The 20,752-nt window shown below is 71.0% G+C and carries 11 protein-coding genes; 3 read left to right on the top strand and 8 right to left on the bottom strand.

Annotation, left to right across the window (positions count from 1 at the left end):
• Nucleotides 1-68: 68 nt before the first annotated feature.
• Both AB0I60_RS15155 and AB0I60_RS15150 read right to left on the bottom strand, forming a co-directional pair.
• Nucleotides 69-3,260 carry a DUF87 domain-containing protein gene (locus tag AB0I60_RS15155; protein WP_360729843.1) on the bottom strand — a complete coding sequence of 1,064 codons (3,192 nt, stop codon included), beginning with the start codon at nt 3,258-3,260 and terminating at the stop codon, nt 69-71.
• A complete protein-coding gene (locus AB0I60_RS15150) occupies nt 3,257-3,865 on the bottom strand; it encodes a hypothetical protein (protein ID WP_360729840.1) in 609 nt (202 codons plus the stop codon). Before AB0I60_RS15150 ends, AB0I60_RS15155 begins: the two co-directional genes overlap by 4 nt.
• A gap of 283 nt (nt 3,866-4,148) precedes the next feature.
• Here AB0I60_RS15150 and AB0I60_RS15145 point away from each other — a divergent pair, with 283 nt between their 5' ends.
• Nucleotides 4,149-5,879, top strand: a complete 1,731-nt coding sequence (locus tag AB0I60_RS15145; protein ID WP_360729837.1) for a hypothetical protein — start codon at nt 4,149-4,151, stop codon at nt 5,877-5,879.
• A gap of 8 nt (nt 5,880-5,887) precedes the next feature.
• Here AB0I60_RS15145 and AB0I60_RS15140 read toward each other — a convergent pair whose 3' ends face one another.
• The 6 genes from AB0I60_RS15140 to AB0I60_RS15115 form a co-directional block, all read right to left on the bottom strand.
• Nucleotides 5,888-9,949 carry a TIGR02680 family protein gene (locus tag AB0I60_RS15140; protein WP_360729834.1) on the bottom strand — a complete coding sequence of 1,354 codons (4,062 nt, stop codon included), beginning with the start codon at nt 9,947-9,949 and terminating at the stop codon, nt 5,888-5,890.
• Nucleotides 9,946-11,178, bottom strand: coding sequence for a TIGR02678 family protein (locus tag AB0I60_RS15135; RefSeq protein ID WP_360729831.1), 1,233 nt, complete (start codon nt 11,176-11,178; stop codon nt 9,946-9,948). The genes AB0I60_RS15140 and AB0I60_RS15135 overlap by 4 nt, the downstream gene beginning before the upstream one ends.
• Entirely contained in the window at nt 11,175-12,737 is a 1,563-nt protein-coding gene (locus AB0I60_RS15130) for a TIGR02677 family protein (RefSeq protein ID WP_360729828.1), read from the bottom strand. Before AB0I60_RS15130 ends, AB0I60_RS15135 begins: the two co-directional genes overlap by 4 nt.
• A 29-nt stretch (nt 12,738-12,766) precedes the next feature.
• Nucleotides 12,767-13,864, bottom strand: coding sequence for a TIGR02679 family protein (locus AB0I60_RS15125; protein ID WP_360729825.1), 1,098 nt, complete (start codon nt 13,862-13,864; stop codon nt 12,767-12,769).
• A gap of 134 nt (nt 13,865-13,998) precedes the next feature.
• Nucleotides 13,999-15,324 carry a helicase-associated domain-containing protein gene (locus tag AB0I60_RS15120; protein WP_360729823.1) on the bottom strand — a complete coding sequence of 442 codons (1,326 nt, stop codon included), beginning with the start codon at nt 15,322-15,324 and terminating at the stop codon, nt 13,999-14,001.
• 5 nt (nt 15,325-15,329) lie between these two features.
• Complete coding sequence (locus AB0I60_RS15115; protein ID WP_360729821.1) at nt 15,330-15,647, bottom strand: hypothetical protein; 318 nt, start codon at nt 15,645-15,647, stop codon at nt 15,330-15,332.
• An 891-nt stretch (nt 15,648-16,538) separates the two neighbouring features.
• Between AB0I60_RS15115 and AB0I60_RS15110 the strand changes: the two genes are divergently transcribed.
• Complete coding sequence (locus AB0I60_RS15110) at nt 16,539-18,026, top strand: hypothetical protein (RefSeq protein WP_360729818.1); 1,488 nt, start codon at nt 16,539-16,541, stop codon at nt 18,024-18,026.
• Between the two features lie 29 nt (nt 18,027-18,055).
• Nucleotides 18,056-20,617, top strand: a complete 2,562-nt coding sequence (locus tag AB0I60_RS15105; RefSeq protein ID WP_360729816.1) for a hypothetical protein — start codon at nt 18,056-18,058, stop codon at nt 20,615-20,617.
• The last annotated feature ends 135 nt before the right edge of the window (nt 20,618-20,752 follow it).

Here is a 20,752-nt window from a genome sequence, read left to right as displayed (position 1 = left end):
ACGAAGCGACGGCCTCCGCACCCCGCGCAGGCCGTCGCTTCCGTGCGCACTCGCCGCCCACGGTCACGTCAAGCTCCGCGCTCGTGCACGGCGTCCACCGCCGAAGCCCGCGCCCTCACCAGTACCTCCTCCTCCGCCAGTGCCGTGGGCGGGTGGTGGCTCAGGCACATCGGCACGCGGACCTTCGACAGGCCGGTGCCCTCGGTGGCGCCGTAGAACTGGCCGGCGGGCAGGCGGGACACGTCGTCGACACGGCCGCCCTTGGCGCGTGCCAGGTCGCTTGCCGCCTGGATCTGGACCGGCGCGTTGAGCAGGCCGAAGAACTGGGTCGCGGCGTTGCCCGACACCACGTTGTGCAACGCCTTCGGCGCCTGCGTCGCGTAGACCATGCCCAGCCCGTACTTGCGCGCCTGCGACGCCAGGGTCAGCGTGCTCTGGGTGGACGCGGTCGTGGTGCGCGAGGACACGAAGGTCTGGGCCTCGTCCAGCACGAAGAGCCCGCCGAGGGGCCGGTCCCTGGCCGGGTTGCGCTTGATCCACGAGAACAGGGCGAGCTGGAGCTGGTTGACGAACGTCTGGCGCTGGTCGTCGTTGGGCAGGCCGATGCAGCTGATCACCGACACCCTGGCCCGCTTGCCGGGCGGCGGGGTGAGCAGCACGCCGGGGTCGAGCCGCTCCCCCGCCCCGCCGAACACCGGGTCGTTGATCATCTCGGCGTTGAGCCCGTCGGCCATGTCGGAGGCGAGGCGCGGTGCGTCCCGCACGGTGCTGGCACCGGGCGGCAGGTCGGCCAGGTACGCGAGGAAGTCCCGCAGCTCACCGCCGCCGCCACGGACGAAGTGCGTCAGGGCCTGGGTGAGGACGGCCTTGCCGGTGATGGCCCTGCGGCCGGCGACGTTGATGCGCGGGACCAGCCCGGCCACGGCCGCGTCGATCGCGGTGCGGAACTCATCGGGGTCGTCGGGGTCGCGGTCGAAGCCCGGCAACGGGTCGAGGGTGAGCGGGCGGCCCGCCTCGCGCCGGGGCGTCCAGACCACCACGTCCGTGTCGCGCAGGTAGCGGTGGGCGCGCTCCGCGTCGCCGGGTTCCCAGAGCGCGGGCGGGGACGGCCAGGCGTCTCCCAGGCGGGCGAGGTCGTTGTTGGTGTCGATGAGGATCGAGGAGACCCCTTGCAGGGCGACTTCCTCGACCAGGCGGCGCAGCAGCACGGTCTTGCCCGAGCCGCTGCCGGCGAAGACGACGGTGTGCTTGCGCAGCAGGGCGAGCGGGACGGTGAACGGCGTGCCGGTCATGATGGCGGTGCCCAGGCGCACGCTCGGCTCGTCGGCTGCCGGTTCCGGTGCAGCGCCTTGTCCCGGTGTCCCGGAGTCCTCGTCCACCACAGCGGCGGTGACGTCGAGCAGCGTGCCGCTGACCCCCGGCCACTCCGGCAGCGGGTCGGGGTCGTCGCGTCGGACCTGCGGCACGGGCGTGGCCGCGAAGTGGTCGAGGTCGGCCAGCGCACTCGCCAACAACCGCGAGGACGTCGCCGGACGGCGGGCCAGCAGCCACGGCAGGAACCCCGGCGGTGACTGGTCGCGCATCTTCTCCAAGGCGGTGAACAGCCGAAGGTCGCCCTCGTCGAGCGGCAGGACCAGTCCCCCGTCGGCGCGGAACGCCTCCAGCGCCGCCGTGGTGGCGGGTCCGCCGGAGAAGGCCGTGTTGCGCAGCACGACCAGGTGGCGCTTGTCGTCGCCTCGGCGGAGGTCCGCTTCCAGCTGGGCCGACTTGAGCCGCGCCAGCACCGCACGGGGGTGGGTGTGGGCGATGGCGCGGAAGCTCCAGTGGACCTCGCCCTCGCCGGCCTCGTCGACGGTGAGGCGCAGCCGGGCGTGCAACGGCGGGTTCCCGCCACGTGACGCGTCGACGGTCAGCGCCGGCCCGTCGGCACCCCGTTCGAGCACGAAGCAGTGCAGCGCGGCACCGAGCAGGGCCTGCATCCGCTCGTCCTCCCGCTGGGGGTCCAGGGGAGCACCGACGTCGGCGGCATCGCGCAGGCGGTCGAACAGGGCGTCGAGCCGGTCGGCTTCCTGCGGCACCACGGCCGGTCGGCCCGCGGGCTCGACCTCGGTGGCGAAGTCGCGCAGTTCCTCGACGGTGTCGTGGGCGAGGCATCGGCGGATGTGCTCGTCCACGCGCTGCAGGAGCCGCCGGGGCGTCCAGTGGGCCACGTCCGGGCCGGCGAACGCCGAGGGGTGCACGGGCCACGTGGCGTGCGGCGGGGTGAACCCGATCTCGCCGTACAGGCCGGCCAGGTGCCGCTCCACGAGTGCGGTGGCCACGGCCGCGCTGGGCATGGCGGTGCGCAGGTCCAGCACGCGGAACCGGTCGGCTGCCGAGTTGACGGCGTGGTGCTCGACGAGCTCCCACGAGCGCGGCAGGCACGCCACCACGACGATGGTGCGCCTGGTCTCCTCGCGCACCCGCATGAGCCCGTCGGCCAGGCGGTCGACCAGGGTGGGCTGCCCCGGCCCGTCGGCGGCCTGGGTGATCACGCTGTCGACCTGGTCGACGGCCATGACGACCGGACCGACCAGCGCGAAGATCCTGGACAGGTCGCCGAGCAGGAGCTGCGGCGGCCGGGACGCGACGCGGAAGCCCCACTCCGCGCGGTCGGCGGCCTCGACGCCCTCGGGCAGCACGAGGTAGGCGTTGCCCGCTTCCCACGCCTTGCCCTTCGCCCGGTACAGGACCAGCGCCCGCAGGGTGTCCTGGCACTCCACGGCGACTTGGGCGTCGACGGAGCGAAGCCCGTCGAGCAGCGCCTCGACGTCCTGCCCGCGCACCGGCAGGGTGCCGGTCAGGCGCAGGGTCGTCTCCCGGTCCTGGCCGGTGAGGCGGCCCAGCTCGCCGAGCAGGCGACCCAACTGCCCGCCCTGGCGGTCGAGCAGGCCACCGACCACGCCGTGCACCGCGCCCGCCCAGAACGAGTGGCCGTCGAGCAGCTTGAGCAGGAAGAACGCCCCGCCCCGCTCCTGCACGTGCTGCCGGAGCCAGCCGAGCATGTGCGTCTTGCCCACGCCCCGTTCGCCCCGCAGCACGATGCCCATGGGGCTGACCCGGGGCCGTCGTCCGGCGGAGGCGACGGCCTGGGTGATGCCGTCGACGGCGCGCGGGTGCAAGCCGTCGACGTGGTGGTGCATGGGACTCCAGATGTCGTCCGGCGTCACCGCCCAGCCGAACTGCACCGACGACAGCGCGTGGCGCTGCTCCTCGTTCACCCGACCGCCTCGATCACCAAGGTGTGGCGGGGGCTGCCGCCGAGCACCACCGCAGCCGACCGGTCCTGCTCGGTGAGCGACTTCTGGTCGGCTTCAGCCCGCAGGTGGACGTCGGGCCGGTCCGCCAGGGTCGTCAACGCCCGGTCGAGCCGGTCGGCAGGCACGTCGTCGAGGTGTTCGCGCAGCGCGCGCAGGGGCACCGAATCGCCGGCACGACGAGCCAGCACGCGGTAGGCGGTCTCCACCCGGTGTCCCAGATCCGGGGTGAAGAGCCCTCCGAGGGTACCTCCGGTGGCTTCCAGGTGACGTCGCAAGCCGGCCAGCAGCACATAGAGGGCGCCGCCGGCATAACCGGCCCGGGCAGGCCGTGAGGCGGACAGCTCGGCCTGGCACCGCACCGCGCCTTCGTCGGTGAGGTCGTGCACATAAGCGCGCCCGAGCTTGGTGCTGTCCACCAGCCCGAGGTCGTTGAGCCGGCGACGATGAGCGCCGTCGAGGGTGAAACCGGCCAGTTCCCGCAGTTCGGCATTGGTCAACTCGCGGGCCTCCGCCATCAGCACGAGCAGCGCGGCCCGCTCCCGCAGGGTAAGCCGTTCCTCGGGCATCCCGTTCCCGTTCCCGCGGTCACCCGCGTCCTAGATCGACACGACGAAGCCGCCCGCGTGCGCCCCGACGGCAAGGAGGCGGGCGTCCCGGCCAACACCCCACACGAGTCCCGGCCGCCCAGTCACCCCGTCCAGCACAGGAGCACCCCGGATCGTAACCACAACGGCCCACCCCGCTCGTGCCCCGCCGTCACGGGTCGCCTCGCCTGGAACCCGGAACCCATCGGGTCGCAAGCGGTCCGGCGATGGATCACGAACGGTCCCGCAAGCCGACCGCGCACCCGTGAAACCCTTCGAGGCCATCCTGCGATACGCCGTTGGCAGAGACCTCGCACTTCCCAAGGAAGGTAACCAGATGCAGGACCCGTCGGACCCGATCGGGGATCCGGAGCCTGAGGAGAACGACCGGAGCGATACCAGCGGCATACCCGTCGTGGACGATCCGACGCCCGACTCGGACAGCGACTCCACGTCGACCGTCCTGGTGGAGGTGCTCCCAGGGGTGGCGATCGTCTCCGGTGAGGTCCCTCCGGAGCTGAAGCCGGACCTGATCGACTTCGGGATCGTGCCGACTGCCGACCGCAAGCAGATCTCAGCGATCCTCGCCTCGTTCGGGAACGCGGCGACCGTGGTCGGCAATCTCGGGAACGCGTTCACCGGCGCGCAGGGGCTATACAAGATCGGCAACACGGCACAGGCCCTGCTGAACAACGGCGCGACGCTCGCCGTCAAGGACGGTGGGCACCTCGGAGCGGTCATGGTCAACGGCCGCGTCGTGCATCAGGCCCGCTTCTACGCCGTGAACGCGGTGAGCAAGGCGCGGATCGCAGCGTCGATCGGTCCGGCACTGGCCATGATCGGCCTCCAGATGATGCTGAGCGAACTCTCGGGCCTGGTGAAGACCAACCTGGCGGTGACCAACCAGGTCCTCACCACCATCCGCAAGGACCAGTGGGCCGAACTGACAGGGCTCGTCACCGCCATCGACCGCGCGGTCGACCAGGCGCGAGAGATCGAGTCGGTCCCGACATCCCTGTGGGAGGACGTCGCGGGCAGCGGAGCCCTGCTGCAGAAGCAACTGGAGTTCTACCGGGCCAACGTCCACGACCACGTCAGACAGGTCGACCGGGCCGACGCACGCAGCCTCCGCGAGTACCTGCAGGTGAACGCCGAGGCGGTCGCCTTCGACGTCTACGCACTCCTGTCCTCCCTCAAGGCGTGGACCGGCTACCACGCGCTCCGCGCCGCACGGGCGAGAGCCGCCGGACGCGAAGACGCCGCCGAGGCGCACTACGCCGAAGTCATCGCACGCGACACCCGCGCGGAGTTCGACTCCGCCCTCGCCGAGACGACGAGCCTCGTCGACGCGCTGACGCGGGAACTGCGGATCACCGCCGAACTGCGAGAACCCGACACCTGGCCGCTGCCGTGGAAGCGAAAGGACGTGAAAGCAGCCCGCGAAGCCTCCGCCCGGCTCCTGGAAGCGGTCCAGCTCCTCGCCGACACCCTCCACCCACCGGCCCCTCCGCTCGCGGCTCCGGACGTCGTCTGCGCACCCGGATCGCTGGATCCGGAGCCGTACCTCCGCATCCTGCGTTGGCTCTTCGAGGACGGTGAAGCCCTGCGCGTCCTCGGCTTCCCCGACCAGTCCGCGACCCTGGTCGCCATCACGGACCGCCGCATCATCACGGCCATGACGAACGAATTCCTCGAACAAGCCGAGATCCGTCAAGCCATCCCCCTCGACCAGGTGCGATACGTCCGGGCAAAACCCGCGCAAGGCGGAGGCTCACGCTCGGCGATCGACCTCATCACGCGCGACGAGAACATCCAGTGGCTCTTCCCCACCGATATCGACAAATCTCACGTCGACGCACTCGCCGCCGTGCTCGCCGAATCGATGACGATCCCCGAAGCCGAGCGCGACGAGCTTCAACAACGACGCCACCTGTCCAGCGGGGCAAGCGAGCAGAGCGAGCACGACAGCAGTCCTACCGCCGAACTCAAGGGGTGAGACTGCGCTCAGCCGTCCTCCGCGACCTCGTCGTCGACCACTTCGGCGCCGTTCCACACGAACCGGGCGGTGGTGACGGCGTCGTCGTCGCCACCGCTGATCAACTGGTGGATCGCGATGCCGTCCAACTCGCGGTAGGTGCACCACTCGTGATCGGAGGTGAGGACCAGGTCGAGGTCCAGCGCCGACAGCAGTGCGAACACCTGGCCGCGGTTGACGCTGTCGACACCGACGAAGACCTCGTCCAGCAGGATGACCCGCGGCGCTCCGGCAACGGCCTGGTAGTGGGCGGCCACGGCGGCGAACAGCGGCAGGTGCAACGCGATCGCCTTCTCACCACCCGACAGCGCACCGTGGAGCTTCTTGGTCAGGGGCTGCCAGCCCGTCCCGTTCATGCGGTCGACCTTCACCACGAACCGGTGCCAGGCCGTGTAGTCGAACACCTGCCCCAGCTGCTGCTCCCAGTTGGTTGCCGTCTCGTCGCCCTTGGCCTGTTCGACCCGGTCCCGGAAGAACCGGTGCAGCGACTCGCGGTCCTCCTCGGTCAACCGCACCGGGTCCTTGAGCAGGAGGTCGCGCGCCGCTTTCGTGCCCGGTGGCAGCTCGGGCGAGACCTCCCACACCAACCGCACCGCGACCTTGGAAGCGGTGCGCACGCGCTCCAAACGGGCGTTCATGCCGTCGACCAGGTCGTGCGCCTGCCGGATCCGGGCGGCGAGGTGGCGGCGCGTGTCCCCCGTGAGGGTCCGGTCGAACAGCTCGCGCTCCTGCGCGGTGATGTCCTCCCTGCTGCGTTCCGCATCGGACCGCAGCAGGTCGAACAGGGCCGAAGCGCCGATCCTCACCCCGTCCACCATCGCGGAGAAGACCTGGACGTCCTCGTCGGAGTCGAGTTCGAGGTCGGCCCGACCGCCCAGCACCTCGCGGGAGGCGTGCACCTCCTCCGCCAGCCGGTGTGCGGCGTCGCCCAGGTTCTTCGGCGAGTGGGGCAGCGACGGCCACGTGGCCGCGACCGACCGCGCCGCGTCCAGCGCTGCCCGGACACCGCTCGACGCCGTCAGCACCTGCCGGAACGCGGGCAGGTCGTCCAGGCCGCTGTCGGCGGGCAGACTGCCGGCTGCCAGGTGCCGGAACCGCACTGCGGCCTGGTCGCGCACCTCGGTGGCGCGGTCGCGGTCACGCGCGTCGGTGGCCCGCTGGGCGGTGAGTTCTCCCAGGCGCACGGCCAGGGTGCCGAGCTCGTTCTGGTTGGCGCGCGTCTCCCGCCTGAGCAAGCCGAGCTGCTCGCGCAGGGCGGCGAGTTCGTCCAGCACCTGCCGGTAGCCGACGCCGATGGTGCCCTCGACGGCATCCAGCTCGCTGTCGAGCCCACGGGCCACGGCTTCGGCGTCGTCCGCCTCGTCCTCGCGCTGTTCGGCGGCGAGCCGGGACCGCTGGGCCTGCTCAGCGGTTCGGTCCGCTTCGCGACGTGCCGTGAGCAAGGCGGCGTGCTCGTCGATCCAGGCGTCCGACGCGGTCCGGAAAGCGTCCATGGCAGCCGCGACGGTGGTGAGCGCGTTCCGCTCGGTCGGCAGGCCGTGCCCGGCTGCCGTCGCGGTCAGTGCCCGGAGGGCGTGGTCCACGCGCTGCTCGCTCTTCGCCAGGCCGGTCAGCGACCGCCGGACCACGCCGTCGGCGCTGGAGACCGCTGAATCCGCGCGAGTCAACGCCTCCAACGCCGCGTTGGCCCCGGTGTGGTCGGGTCGATCGCGCCGGTCGGCCTCGACATCGGACCTGCGTGCGGCCAGCGACAGCAGGGCTGCGGTGTGCGTCTCGATCAGCTCTTCCGACGCGGCGATCCGCTCACGCAGTTCGGTCAAGCGGCGCTGCCGTGCCCGTTGCCTGGCGAGCGCGCCGATGTACGAGACCTCGTCCTTGCGCCAAGTGCCGCGCAGGTTGCCCGTGCGCCAACCACCGTCGGCTCCGATGGCGACCGGGTGCGCATCGGCCGGCCCCTCGCCGTAGGCCACGCCACCGAGCAGGCGGGCGACGACGTCGGCGGCCACCGGCGCGTCGACCTCGGGTACGAGGACGTCGGCGAGCGAGCGCCCCGGCGCCGGCGGCACGGCACCGGGCACGGCGAACGTGTCGTGCCCGGTGACCGCGCCGTCGTGGCCGACCCAGGCGTCCAGGAGCCCGGACGCCTGGAGCGCGGCCTCCACCGACGCGCGGACGTCGTCGGGCACGGCGTCGGCGAAGCGGACCAGGCGCCACAGCGGCGCCCCGGTCATGGTTCCCCGGTCTGCGGTGCGTGTGCACGGTGGCTGGGGAGGCAGGTCCTCTTCGGTCAGCAGCCGCCGGACTTCGTCGCGCAGGGCATCCCGGTCGCGCCCGGTGTTCTCCAGCGCTGTCCCGACCAGCGCTTCTTCCCTGGTGATGGCACCCAGAACGCGGCTCGCGGCGGAATCGACCTCGGTCAGCACGGCGGTCTCCGACGCCGCGCGGTCCGCCAGTGCCTCGGCGTCGGCGAAGGTCAACTCACGACAACCAGCCACCCAGGCCAGGATGGCGGCACGGAGTTCCGCGAGCGCGGCCTCGCGCCGGTCGGCGAGGTCGGCTCGCCGTTCGGCGGCCTCCGACAGGGCGTCCCGTGCCTCGTCGACCACCTGTTCGGCGTCCCGCCTGCTGTTGACCGCGACCTCGTGCTCGTTGAGCGCGGCGCGCACGGCCTCGACCTGCTCGGCACGTGCCTGGACCGCAGCGCGCAGCAGGGCCCTGGACCGCGAGGGGTCGGCGAGGACGCGGACGATCTCGGCGTGCACCGAGGCGAGACCGACACGGGCGGCGGCGGTCGAGGCACCGTCGGCCAGTGCTCCCGCGCTTGCGGCACGTGCCTCCGCCCGCCGGGCGGCGGTGCCCGCCGCTTCCGCGTCGGTCCGGGCGATCTCGCGGTGGCGGACCGCGTCGGCACGCCTCTTCCCGGCAGTCGCACGAGCCTCGCGCACGCGGGTCCGCAGCCGGTCGAGCTGTTCGCCCTTCCGATATGCCTCGCTGCCGGTCAGGCCCTGAATGCGCCCTTCCGCCTCGACGACGCGCTGCTCCAACACCTCGCCGCGTTCTTCGGCCTCTTGTTTGTGCCGAGCGGCGCGGCGGTGCTCGTCCTCCGAGGCTTTCGCGGCGTCCGCGAGGTTGCCCAGTTCCGTGGTGGCGGAGATCAGCTTCGCCGCGGCGGCGCGCAGCACGCGCTGCGCGTACGAGCGTTGCCTGGTTTTCAGCTGTTGCGCGGCCTGCACCTCCGCGTCCAAGCGTTTGAGCTGTTCACGTTGCCGGTCCAGGCGCTCGAAGCCCTCCGCGAGGTCGCTGATCTCCGCCTCGCCCAGCGGCGGCAGCGCTTTGGACAGCAACGTGGACAGCAGCCCGGGGTCGAGCCGTTGCGACAGCTTCGGTGTGCGGAGCTGGAGCAAGGCCGTGATGAGCGCGTCGTAGCGCTGCTCGCTCAAGCCGGGGAACAGGGTCGAGCGCACGGCTGCCCGGTAGTCCGCCGCGTTCGCGTGCAGCGCGCCCTGGTTGCCGAGCGCGGCTTCCAGGGCCTTGGTGGTGAGGGGCGCGCTGGTCGGATCGGTGAGGGTGAGGCCACCCGGCACACCGATGCGCTGCCCGGTGGTGAAGTAGTCGGGGTGCACGGCGGTGGTGTGCTTGGTCGCGGCCAGCCGTGCACCACAGGAGAACCACCTGCCCGGGGAGCCGTCCGCGCCGGGGAAGCGGAACTCCAGCCACACGTACCCGACCCTCGTGGTGCCGGTCGAGCCCTCTCCCATCAGGTTCCAGTGCATGGTGCGCTCGGACGTGCCGAACGTGGAGAGCCGGTTGGCACGCAGGTTGGCGTCGAACAGGAACGGAAGGAGCAGTTCCAGCGCCTTCGACTTGCCGGTGCCGTTGGGGCCGCGCAGCAACAATCGTCCCTTGTGAAACCTGAAGACCTCGTCGTAGTAGCGCCACACGTTCAGGATCCCGGCGCGTTCGGGCACCCACCTGACCATCGTCTCCAGCGGGTCGCCGCTCTCCGCGCGTGGCAGCTCGGTCACCGTCATGACTCGTCCTCGCCGTCGTCGGCACTCGTTCGGGTCACCGCGTAGCGGGCGGCGGCGGGCCGGGCGCGCACGACACCGCTGTCGAGCCGGACGAGACCGAACGCCCTGAGCACGTCCAGCGCGTCGGCGACCAGCCGTGCGGACCCGTCCTCGCCGCGATAGCCCTTGGCCCACTTGGGGAAGCGGCCGAGCAGCCCGTCGGCCTCGGCCCGCAGTTGCTCGACGGCGACCGGTCCGGGCACGGACGTGATCACGTCGAGGAGGAGCAAGGCGGCGACCTTGGCGTTGCCGGAGTCGTCGGGGAACCGGCTGTCCGTGGCCACGCCGTCCGGGTCGATCAGCATGACGCCTTCGGCACGTTCCTCCACCAGCAACCCCGCCTGATCGGCGGCCCGGCGCAGGAGCTGCCCGCCCGTCGGTGACGACAGGTAGGCCAGTTCCGCAGGCGTCAGGTCGTCGCGGTGCACGACCGGGTCGTCGACCAGCTTGCGGAACGCCGAGTGCCGCAGCCACAGGTTGCGCTGGATCTCCGACACCGGCTCGTCGGCATCGCCGTAGCGCCGTTCGCGGGACAACCGCGTCAACAGCTCGGTGAAGCGCAGCGGCACCTCGTCGGCCGGGACCGCGACCTGCGACGCGCCGACCGGGGCCGCCAGCAGGCGCATGAGCAGCGTCGCGTCGACCCGGTAGAGGACTTTCGCCTCAGCGGAGTCGACGAACGACTCGGTGGCACCGTCCACCACTTCGACCGCACCGACCGACTCCAGCAGTCGCAGCGCGTCGACGAACGCCATCCGCTCGGCGCGGCTGGACGTGTCGAACGGCGGCAGCACCGGATCGGCGGCCGACGCCTGGACGACGCGGTCCGCCAGCAGTCCGACCGTGGTGACCGGCACGCTCATCAGCTCGGCGGCGGCCACGCACAGCAGGGTGTACCGGCGGCGGTCGAACGGCGCCCGGCCCGTGCGGTGCCGTCGCGCCGGGCGGGTGGGGTCGGTGGCGACCCGGACCTTGACCAACCGCGCGTACCCCAGGCGAGGTTCGACGATCAGCGACCACCCGCAGTAGTAGTCGAACCACTTCTCGACGGGTTCGCGCCGCCTGCGCACGAGGTCGAAGGCTTCCGGTGCGGTCTTGGCGCCGACCAGCGGTGTCGCCAGCAGCGTGCGGATCGCCCGCGCGACCTCCTCGCGCTCCGCGATGACCAGTTGGTTCGCCAGGTTGCTCATCCGGTCACCGCCCCTCCGGCAGTCCCCCGTGGTCGCCGTGCCGTGCGACCACCCGGCGTGCGGATCTCGACGTCGTAGTCCGGGCCGGTGAACACGCCGAGCGGCGTCCTGAGCACCGCCGGGGCGCGGTGCGCCTCCGGCGGCCTCAACAGGATCTCCACCCGCCCGTCGCCCGTGGTGGCCCGGTGGACGCCGTGTCGGTCCGGTGCCACGGCCAAGGCCCGTCCGAGGAGGTCGAGCAGCCGTTCGAGCACCTCGTGGTCCAACTGGCCGAACTGCGACAACCGCGTGCCGCCGGCGGTGTCCAACCGGTCCCACGCATCCTTCAGCGCGGCCCGCTCCGCACGAGCCGACTCGGCACGCGCCGCTTTGACCTCGGCCACGTCGCGCACCCGCCCGGTGCGGCTGAACCGCTCGGTCCGCCCCGCGCTGCGCAGCAACGCCGACACCTCCACCGGTGGCGCGTCGGCCCACCGGGCGGACGACACCACGAGCTCCGGGTCGGGGTGCGCGAGGTGTGCGTGCCGGGCCGAGCCGAGCCCGAAGGCGGTCGACCACAGCAGGTGCAGGTCCTCCTCCGCAGGCGCGACCGCGAACCAGCGCGCCAGCTCGCGGAAGTCCGCCGCCGCGCTGGTCGACCTGCGCCTGGACTCGGTGATCCGGTCGAGCACCTGCAACAGCGCGATGATCGCGCGCCTGGCGACCACGAACAGCTGCTGAGCCCGGGGCGTGCCGCCGTCCACCGGCAGGAACCACGCGCGCAGCCCTTCCCACCTGGCCCGGCGCAGCTCCAACCACGCCGCCTGCGGATCACCGCCCGAGGTGGGCGGGAGTTCGGCACCCACCAGCGCGCGGTGGTGCAGGAGGGCCACTCCCCGGTCCTCGACCAACTCGACCCGGTTGGCGATCGCGTGCGCCCGCTGCTCCAGGTTCGTGGTGAACTCGTGGAGGTACGCCACGGTCGCCGACTTGACCTCGCGGAACGTCTCCTGGTCGGCTCCCTCCGCCCGCAACAGGCGCTGCAGCTCGCCGTTGAACTGCTTGGTGTTGCCCCGCAGCGCCTCCAGGTGCCCCTCCAGCTCGACCAGAGTGCTGAAGATCCGGCGGTCCGGCACACCGGGATCGCCCAGCTGCGCCACCAACTCCCCGAGCCGGTCGGCGATCGCGTCGAGCACCGCCGTCTGGAGCGCGCCCGTCGCGGCCAGCACGCCCATCGCGTGCACCACACCGGCCAGGGCGGCCTCACCGCGCTTGGTCAACGAGTACTGGAGGTTGCGCCGTTCGTACTCGTCGGCGCTCCGGTAGTCCTCGGCGTGGTTCTGGGTCACGTCGAGCAGCCGCCACTCGCGCAGGCTCCCCAGTGCTCCGGTCAGGTCCTGGTCGCCCAGCGGGTCGAGCCACCCCACCGAGCGGAGCCGCGCCCGCACGTCGTCCAACCCGAGAGCGGTCTCCAACCGCTCGTTGGCCTCACCGAACGCGTGCAGGATCGCCACGTACAGCTCGGCCCGCTCGCCCGTGGTAAACCGGAACATCTCCGGCGGCACGCGCATGGCCTCCACGAGCACCCTCCTCCCACCGGTCGAGCACGCTACGGCAGACGACCGACATCCCGTCCGCAATCGTCGAGCTCGTCCAACAGCCGCGCGGTGACCCGTTCCTCCGGGACTGCGAGCCCGTGCTCGCGCATCGCGTCCGCCAGCCCGCCGTCCCACGGCGCATCGGTAACCCGGCCCACCGGTGTGCCGACGCGTGCGCCGCCCAGCGCCGGCAGGTAGTCGTCGGTGCCCATCCGCCACGGCACGGCGCCGGTGCGCGCCATCACGTGCGCGGCGATCCGCACGCCCTCGCCGTCGAAGTCCCCGTGGTAGTGAAGGGTCGCCCCGGCCGTGGTCATACCACGCAGGAGCACGATCACCGCGCTGTTGGGCCAGCCCGACGTGCACACCACCGGTGGGCACGAAGCCCCGAACCGGGCCACTGCCACCGCGAGCACGCTCGGGTTCTCGAACACCCACACGTCCTCAGGTGTCCCGACGAACGAAGTCGCCCGGACCTGCGCCAACGTCAATGCTGCAACGTGACCGGCATCGGCACACACGCGCAGCACCCCGCCCCCGACACCACCCAACCGCAGGCCGGCGACCAGGACGACCGAGGACAACTCGTCCTCGACCACCCCGGCGCGCTCCCACAGCGCCCGACGCTCCTGCGCGTCTCCCGGCAGGTCGACGCCGTAGAGCGCCGCCAGCGCCCGCAGGACCAGCCCGGCGCACCGCGTTCCCTCGTCCAGGGCGTGCGGGTCGCCGAGGGCGGCCTCCGCCAGCACCGGCAACGGCACACCCGTCGCGGGCAACGCGGCGACGACCCGCAGCGCCCGGTCGAGCTCATCCCGGGTGCGCTCGACCGAACCACCGACGAGCCCGGCCCGCCGAACGACGTCGACCCACTCCCCCAGCACCGGCTGGCCCGTCACCACGGGATGCCCTGCCAGCCACGCCCACAGCTCGGAGCGGGCACCGGCAGCGAGCGCCCGACGCCCGGCCCGGTCGTCCAACGGACCCAACAGGGCCACGACGACCTCGCGCACCCCCGTTCCCACGGACTCCCGCAGCAACTCGTCGAGCCCGGCCACCGACACCGTCACGTACTGGCCAGGCAGTCGATCGGCCCCGAGCAGGTCGGCCACGGCCGATCGCTCCTCCTCACCGAGGGGGCCGACCTTCACCCGGCTGACCGGGCGCCCTGATGACAACCGGTCGTGCACGGCCTGCCACACGGGCCGCAGACCGGCGGAATCGAGCCCGTCCAGAGAACGCCCCGTCAGAGCACACCTCCGGGGCCTCCGGCCGGCATGACGTGGCCCAGCTTGAGCAGGGCCTTGCGAAACCTCAGCTCGTGGTCCGGTCGGACGGCGACGTGGCGGTCGCCGATCGGACAGCACAGCGCGCGAGTCGCGCGGTCGCGGGTGATCAACGCGGCGAGCGCGGGATCAGCGCACTCGATGACGCGGACACGGCCGAGATCGGTCAACTGCGAGGTCCGCCGCTCGACGTCCGCGACCAGCGTGCGCACCACGTCGGGCAGGTCGTGCTCGGTCCGCTCGGCGAGGAAGTCGGCGAACTCACCGAGGTCGCGGCCGTTGTCGAGCGCCACGAGCAGGCTTGCCGCCGACACCGTCCAGACGCGGTCGGCGGTCTGCTCCGCGTGGGCGGACAGGACGAGCCGGTCCGCGACGCCGAGGTCGCCCATGGCGACGACGTCGAGGTTGGGCAGCACCTTCAGCGGCCGGGTCCCGGCGGCTGCGGGCTCAGGCGGTTGATACGTGTCGGTCAGGCCGAGAGCGTATGCGCCGAGCGCGGTGAGCCTGATCGCCACGAGTCCGTCGTAGCGGCTCAACGCGTCCAGGTCGTCACCACCCCAGTTGTCGACGTAGTCGTCGCGCGCACCGCGTGGGTCGACGTAGTCGAGGTCGATCAACCCGAGAGTGCCCGCGTACTCGAACAGCACGGCCAGGGTGTAGCGGCCTTCCAGGAATTCCCAGTCGTGGTGCCCCTCGTAGCCGAGGCTGCCGTACTCCGGGTCGACGAGGTACAGCTTCCACAGCGCCATCTCGGTGCGCGCGACGGTGGGGCTCATGTTGCCGCGCTGCATGGCGGTGAACAGTGAGTCCACGTCGACCCACTTGTCAGGCGGGCAGGTAGCCAGCGCCGCAGCGACCGCTTGTCGACGGGACTTGGCCGCAGTGAGCACGTTGCGGGCTTGCTGGCCCTTGATCTGCTCCACCCGGCTGAACTCATCGATCACCGCGTGGGTGAGCCAACGCCGCCACAGCCCCCGAATGGCCTCGGCGGACGGCTTCCCGAGCCCCTCACGCCCCTTCGTGGTCAACCGGAGGCGGGTGCCGTCGAGTGTGGCGAGGCCACCGGCCCGAAGCAGCAACGGCCACGCGAACGCCGCGATGGGCTCCTCGCGGTAGAAGTCACCGTCCACCAGGTGCGAACCGATGGCCCGCACCGTCGCGGCGGACGGGCGGCCGGTCTTGTCACTGCACCTGACCTCCCCGGCCGCGCACAGTTCGAGCACGATGCGCAAGTTGGCCAGAGCCGCCTCCGCAGTTAACCGCACCTGTTCCGGAGAGGAGTCCATCGGGTTCACGTCCCCCTCGCCCAGCGGCGGTAGGCGTCGACCCACTGCGTACCTTCCAACGGTGGAGCAGGCAACGGCAAGTCAAGAACGGGAATGCGCTGCTTCGACTTCCCGCGCACGCAGACAGCCAAGATCTGCTCGTCACCGGTCAGGTCCACACCCGTCACCGTCACGTCGACACCCAGCACCATCGTCCGGAACGGCACGGCCAGGTGCTCCTCGATCACGGTGTAGAAGGCAGTGACGCACTCGCTGTCGTTGTAGCAGTCGACAGTCGCCTCCGCGATCAGCGCGTCCAGTGCCACCCGGTCCGATCGGCTCACGCCGCGAGGTTCCCACATCCCGTGACACGGCTCGCAGGAGGAGCGACAACCGCTCGGACTGCGAGCACCGCTCACATCATGAAGCTTGTCCGGACCGGGCTTTCCAGACGGTCCAAGCGGCGCAGTCACAGCCGAGATGCACGAACCACACCGTATCGACGAGTTGTGCCAACAACCGCCAATCCACACAGAACCCGCCGCGCGGTATGAACCTCGGTTCGCACCTCGTCGGAAGGGGAAGCAATTCCGCTCCAGTGCCGACCTGCACCGACATGTAGTGGGTCTGGCCACGTACTCAACCTCGAAGATCGGCCGACCCGGCGGTCTGCCCTGGCAGTACCCCGTGTACCGACCCTCCGTAGCGGCACCGTGCACGACCTCGGCGATCTTGTCCTCGGGAATGCCCACTGCAACGAACTCATCCTTGTGCTTCATCACGTGTGCCAGACCGGCCTCCCTACCAGTCCTCGGGTTCACCCCTCCCTCCTCCAAGAAGACGATCTTCTCGTTGGAGTCCTTGCCGATCTCGCGCTCGTCGCACTCGCCGGTGCTCACCCGACCGGTCCCGAAGTCGTCAGCACGACCGAAGCCCACGGTGCCGCGTGACTCATGGTAAGGGCGGTGTTGCGGCAGTACCCGGGCAACGCCGCCCTCATCCACAGCCCTGTGCCTGGCATGCCGCGGTCGTGAACGGGGAGGATCGTCGAGTGTTGATTGGTTCTACCGACTTTTCGCCCCTCCATCTCGGCGACACAGTTCTGGACTATGCATCACTGCGTTGGTCGCACCGGAGGATGTCGCGCCCTCCTGGCCACCATGAAACGAAGCGGTGGCCAGGAGCGATCATCACGAGGTGCGCGGTATCGAGTTCGGATCCGGCGGAGCACTGTGATGCCCGCTGAAGTCGATGGGCCCCGGTGGTGCGAGCCCGGCCTGGACCGGCGCGGTGGCCGCTACCCGCTCTCGGTCGAGGCGCCGGTGACGAGTATGGTGGACACGCTGGTGCCTGGTGTGTCCACGCTGACCAGACTGGTCCGCTATTACTCCTTGTACTGGGCGCTGGCCGACTACGCGGAGGAACACGACCTCGATGCTGCGGCGTGTCAGGTGTTGGTGCGCCGTACCGAAGTCGGTCTGGCTCTCATATCCATAACCCATGACCGGGATCTGCTCGCGCACGGCACCGATACCGTCAAAGCACTGTTACGCAAAGGCTCCGCCAACGGTCTGGCGGAGCCGGGGCGTTCTTCGTACTCGCCTCGTTCCTGGGGTTTCTGGTCGCAGTACAACGGTCCGAGCATGGCCATGGGCACCGTCACCGTCGAGGCCGGTGCGCTTCGTGCCGGCAAGCACCGGTGCCCCGCCTCGGTGCGTCGGATGTTCCGACCGCTCGTCAACCTGGCGACGCGTGAGGAGATGGGCGATGTCGACCGGCTTGCCGCGCTGGCGATGGAGGCTCCGGACACTCCCGACCTACCGCCGTTGCGCGATCTCTTCGCCGCGACTCGCGACGGGCGCCACGTGCCGGAGGAGTGGAGCGGTGACGACCACACGCGGCGCGCCACACTGCGTTTCCTGGCACGAGCGGTGCAGCGCATGCCCGGCAAGGCGCACGTCGGTGCATTCCGTCACTACCTGGCCTACGGCGACACCCTCGACACCGATCCGGTCCTGATCGCCGACGAGCGAGCGCGGGCGTGGCGCGGTGTGCTGCTCCGGCACCACTCGGTCGGCGCGTGGCGCCGCATGTGGGCGGCGCTCGTCCAGCAGGTGCTCGACAAGAGCGGAACGGCGACCAGGGACGACCTCCACGCGTGGATCAGTTCCGAGGTGTCCGACGTGACCGTTCGCGAGTTCGCCCGGTCCCTGCCGCCGGCCGTGGACCGGAAGGGGTACCCCTTGCCCGCGGAGGAGTCTCTTCTCGGTGAGCCGTTCTCCCCGGAGGCCGACCTGGCCGTGCTGCTGCTCGGCGCACGGCGCCTTGAGCACCTGGAGGGTCGCAGCCTCGACGCGTTCCTGGGACGACGCCGCAGCTCATCCGGGCGCGGCCAGTTCCTGGACCCCAACTGGGTCGCTTTCCGCAGGTCCGAGCACGAGGACCGGCCGCTGCCCGAACTCGCCCGTGCTTTCGTGGACGACATGATCGCGCAGTCCCGCAGGGTCGCGCTGCGCAAACTGCGGGTCGGTGACGACGGCCGGATGACCGTGTTCAGCAAGTTGCACGAGCGCAACGGCCGGTACTTCGCCGAGCAGGCGGAGGGCGCGGGCAACGTGGGCCTGCGCATCTACCAGCTCTCGGCGATGGCCGAACAGCTCGGCCTCTTCACCGCGGACGGGATCACCCCGCTCTGCGCCGGACTGCTGGGGTTGGCCGGATGAGCCGGGCGGATCACGAGTTCCACTCCCCCTTGACCCTGCTGCGCGAATGGCGTGACCGGTCGGACGGTGCTCGCTTGCGCGAAGTCCTCATCACCGGCTTCACGCACGACCTGGTCTTCCTTGAACGCCACTGCGTTCCCACCGCGCGTGCCCTGGGCGCTCGCATCACCGTCCTCGGGGACGCGGGGCAGGCCGTGCACGAACCGGTCGACGTCCGGTACGCGGGCAGGACCTACCAGCACGGCCACGCGGCGTGCGTCGGGGCGTTCCACCCCAAGCTCGTCGTCCTGGTCGGCGATGACGATGTGTGGGCGGCGATCGGCTCGGGCAATCCCACGTGGTCCGGGTGGGGGCACAACCAGGAGCTCTGGCTGGTGCTGCGCACGTCGACGCGGCAGGGACCGGCCGCGCAGCGCGACCTCGCCGCCTGGTTGGTCGATCTGCCCGAGGTGGTCGCGATGCCCACCTGGATCGCGGACGCGGTCGTCCGCGTGGGCGGCTACGTGGCCCCCGACGAGGTTGACAACTCGCTCCCTGACCTGCGGATCTTCGGCAACCTGCGACAGCCGATCCTCAGCCGATTGTCGCCAGGGCCCGTGGACGCGCTGCGGGTCAGCTCGCCGTTCTTCGACCCGCGTGGCGCGGCCCTGCGGGCGCTGGTCGACCGATTCTCCCCTGCCGCAATGAGCGTGGCCCTGCAACCGACGTTGTCGCAGTACGACGCCGCTGCCCTGGCACAAGTCGCGGCAACCGTGCCGACGACCGGCTTCCGGTTGCTCGACGAGAGCCGCACCTATCACGGCAAACTCGTGGAGTGGGCTGTCGACGGGGTCACCACGGCGTTGGTGGGCAGCGCGAACTGCACCGCGGCCGCGATGCTGAGCACCACCTCGGCAGGCGGCAACTGCGAACTGGTCGCTCTCGCGCCTGTCCTCGACAGCTTGCTGCCGGAGGGCACCGCGGCGACCAGGATCCCGCCGAGCGAGGCGCACGCGTTGGCAACACAACCTCGCCACGCGGTCAAGCTGGTCCTACTGGGGGCGCGACGCCAAGAACAGGACCTGGTCGTGGAGCTCACGACCACCGCCCGCGAGCCGGTCACCATCGAATCGTCCCCTGACGGAACCCCTGGGACTTGGACGGCGTTTCAAGTCTGGCTCCCCACCGGGGAGACTTCGGCGACCCTGCGGTTCCCGGCACCAGAACAGCTCGGCGGCGCCGTGCGCGCGTGGGTGGAGGTCTCGGGTGAGCGCGTCGTGTCCTCCGCGGTGTATCTGACGGATCCCGTGCGCTGTCTGCCGCGCGAGGACGAACAGGACCGGCCCCGTCTCGTCCGTGACTACGAGCTGGACAAGACCATCACCGACCCCGCGCTGGCCGCCCGCTTCAACGCCGATCTCCTGCGCCTGCTCAGCCAGGTGCAGCGGCCGCCCACCGGCACCTCAGCTCTGCGAACGCAACCGGCCGCTGTCGAAGTCGCCTCCTCCGAAGACCGCTGGGGTGCGTGGCTGCATCACGTGGAGGGGATTCTCGGTCCTTCACTGACGGGCCTCGTCTTCCCCTCCTCTCCGCGGCTGCCCGACGGCACGGTCACGAGATGGACGGTCGGAGCGGACCCGGATGACACCGAACTCGCCGACGGCGAGGACGAGGACGTCGTGGACACCGAGATCGAGCCCGACTCGGAGCACCGGACCATCCCGCCGTCCGAACACCGCAAGCTGCGGACCTGGGCGATACGGTGGGTCAAAGCGGTGTCCCGTCCCGCCCGTCCACCGCTGGAACTGCGGATGACCGTCGTCCTCCTCTATCTGGACCTCCTCGCCGCAGGCGTGTGGGGCACGGAAGAGAGCTGGCGGACGGAGGTCCGGGACCTCGTTCACGCCCTGCTGCCCGATGATGAGGAAACGGATGCGCTCCCTGGACGCACCATCTCCTACCAGTGCTCGTTGACGGCGGTATGCCTCGCCCTGCTCTTCCAGGGCGCCTCGCCGCACGGCGGAGGTGAACACGACATCATCGCCAAAGCCGCCTGGGAGGCTGCACGGGAGTCAGTGGCGTTCGCCGACCGTCGACTCGCGGTGGAATACCTTCACCGCGCCGCGCAACCACACGCCAGGGTGGTGTCCGAATCGGAGGTGGACGAGATCATCCACCTCGCCGAAGCAGTCGTCGACGATCCCCGCGCCGAAGTCCGGGCGGCCTTCGCGCAGGCAGGGCTGCCCGCACGGCTGGTGAACGGTGTGTGGGTGGTGGACGGCGAATTCCGCAACCCGCGACGCACCGCCGCCCAAGCGGCGACCGTGGCGGGGAAGCAGTCCGCCGTCCTCGCCCGCAACACCAGCCGGGCCGCTCTCGTTCTCCGCGATGGCGCCACGCTCTACTTCGCCGAGTCCACCGCACCCAGGTGGCGTGTTTACCGGCTCTCGCCGCTCGGCACCCCGCTGTCGCTGCTCGGCAACCCGGAAGGGCTCCCAGCCGCGGTGAGTCAGCATCCGCTGGACGCCGCTCCACCTCAGGTGAGCCAGCTCGCCGATCGGCTGGAGGTCGACTTGACGCAGCTCGTGGCCGCGGTCCACACGATGTCGTAGCCGCCGGCCCGCTGTGGTGAACTCGAACTCCCAATCCGTCGAGAACAAGTCCGGCTGGGCGCTCTCCTTCGTCGGCTTCTTCGCGGCGGGCGGCACTGGCAGAACATCGGCGTCGGTCAGATCCTCTACCGTGAT

The sequence above is a fragment of the Actinosynnema sp. NPDC050436 genome (assembly GCF_040655415.1).
Classification (GTDB): domain Bacteria; phylum Actinomycetota; class Actinomycetes; order Mycobacteriales; family Pseudonocardiaceae; genus Actinosynnema.
The sequence above is the reverse complement of the archived record's forward strand: the minus strand, read 5'-3'. Positions and strand labels throughout refer to the sequence as shown.

What these genes read in the sequence shown, in the direction of transcription:
- AB0I60_RS15150 (WP_360729840.1), bottom strand. Translation starts at nt 3,865, where the DNA reads ATGCCCGAGGAACGGCTTACCCTGCGGGAGCGGGCCGCGCTGCTCGTG.
- AB0I60_RS15110 (WP_360729818.1), top strand. Translation starts at nt 16,539, where the DNA reads ATGCCCGCTGAAGTCGATGGGCCCCGGTGGTGCGAGCCCGGCCTGGAC.
- AB0I60_RS15140 (WP_360729834.1), bottom strand. Translation starts at nt 9,949, where the DNA reads ATGACGGTGACCGAGCTGCCACGCGCGGAGAGCGGCGACCCGCTGGAG.
- AB0I60_RS15135 (WP_360729831.1), bottom strand. Translation starts at nt 11,178, where the DNA reads ATGAGCAACCTGGCGAACCAACTGGTCATCGCGGAGCGCGAGGAGGTC.
- AB0I60_RS15120 (WP_360729823.1), bottom strand. Translation starts at nt 15,324, where the DNA reads ATGGACTCCTCTCCGGAACAGGTGCGGTTAACTGCGGAGGCGGCTCTG.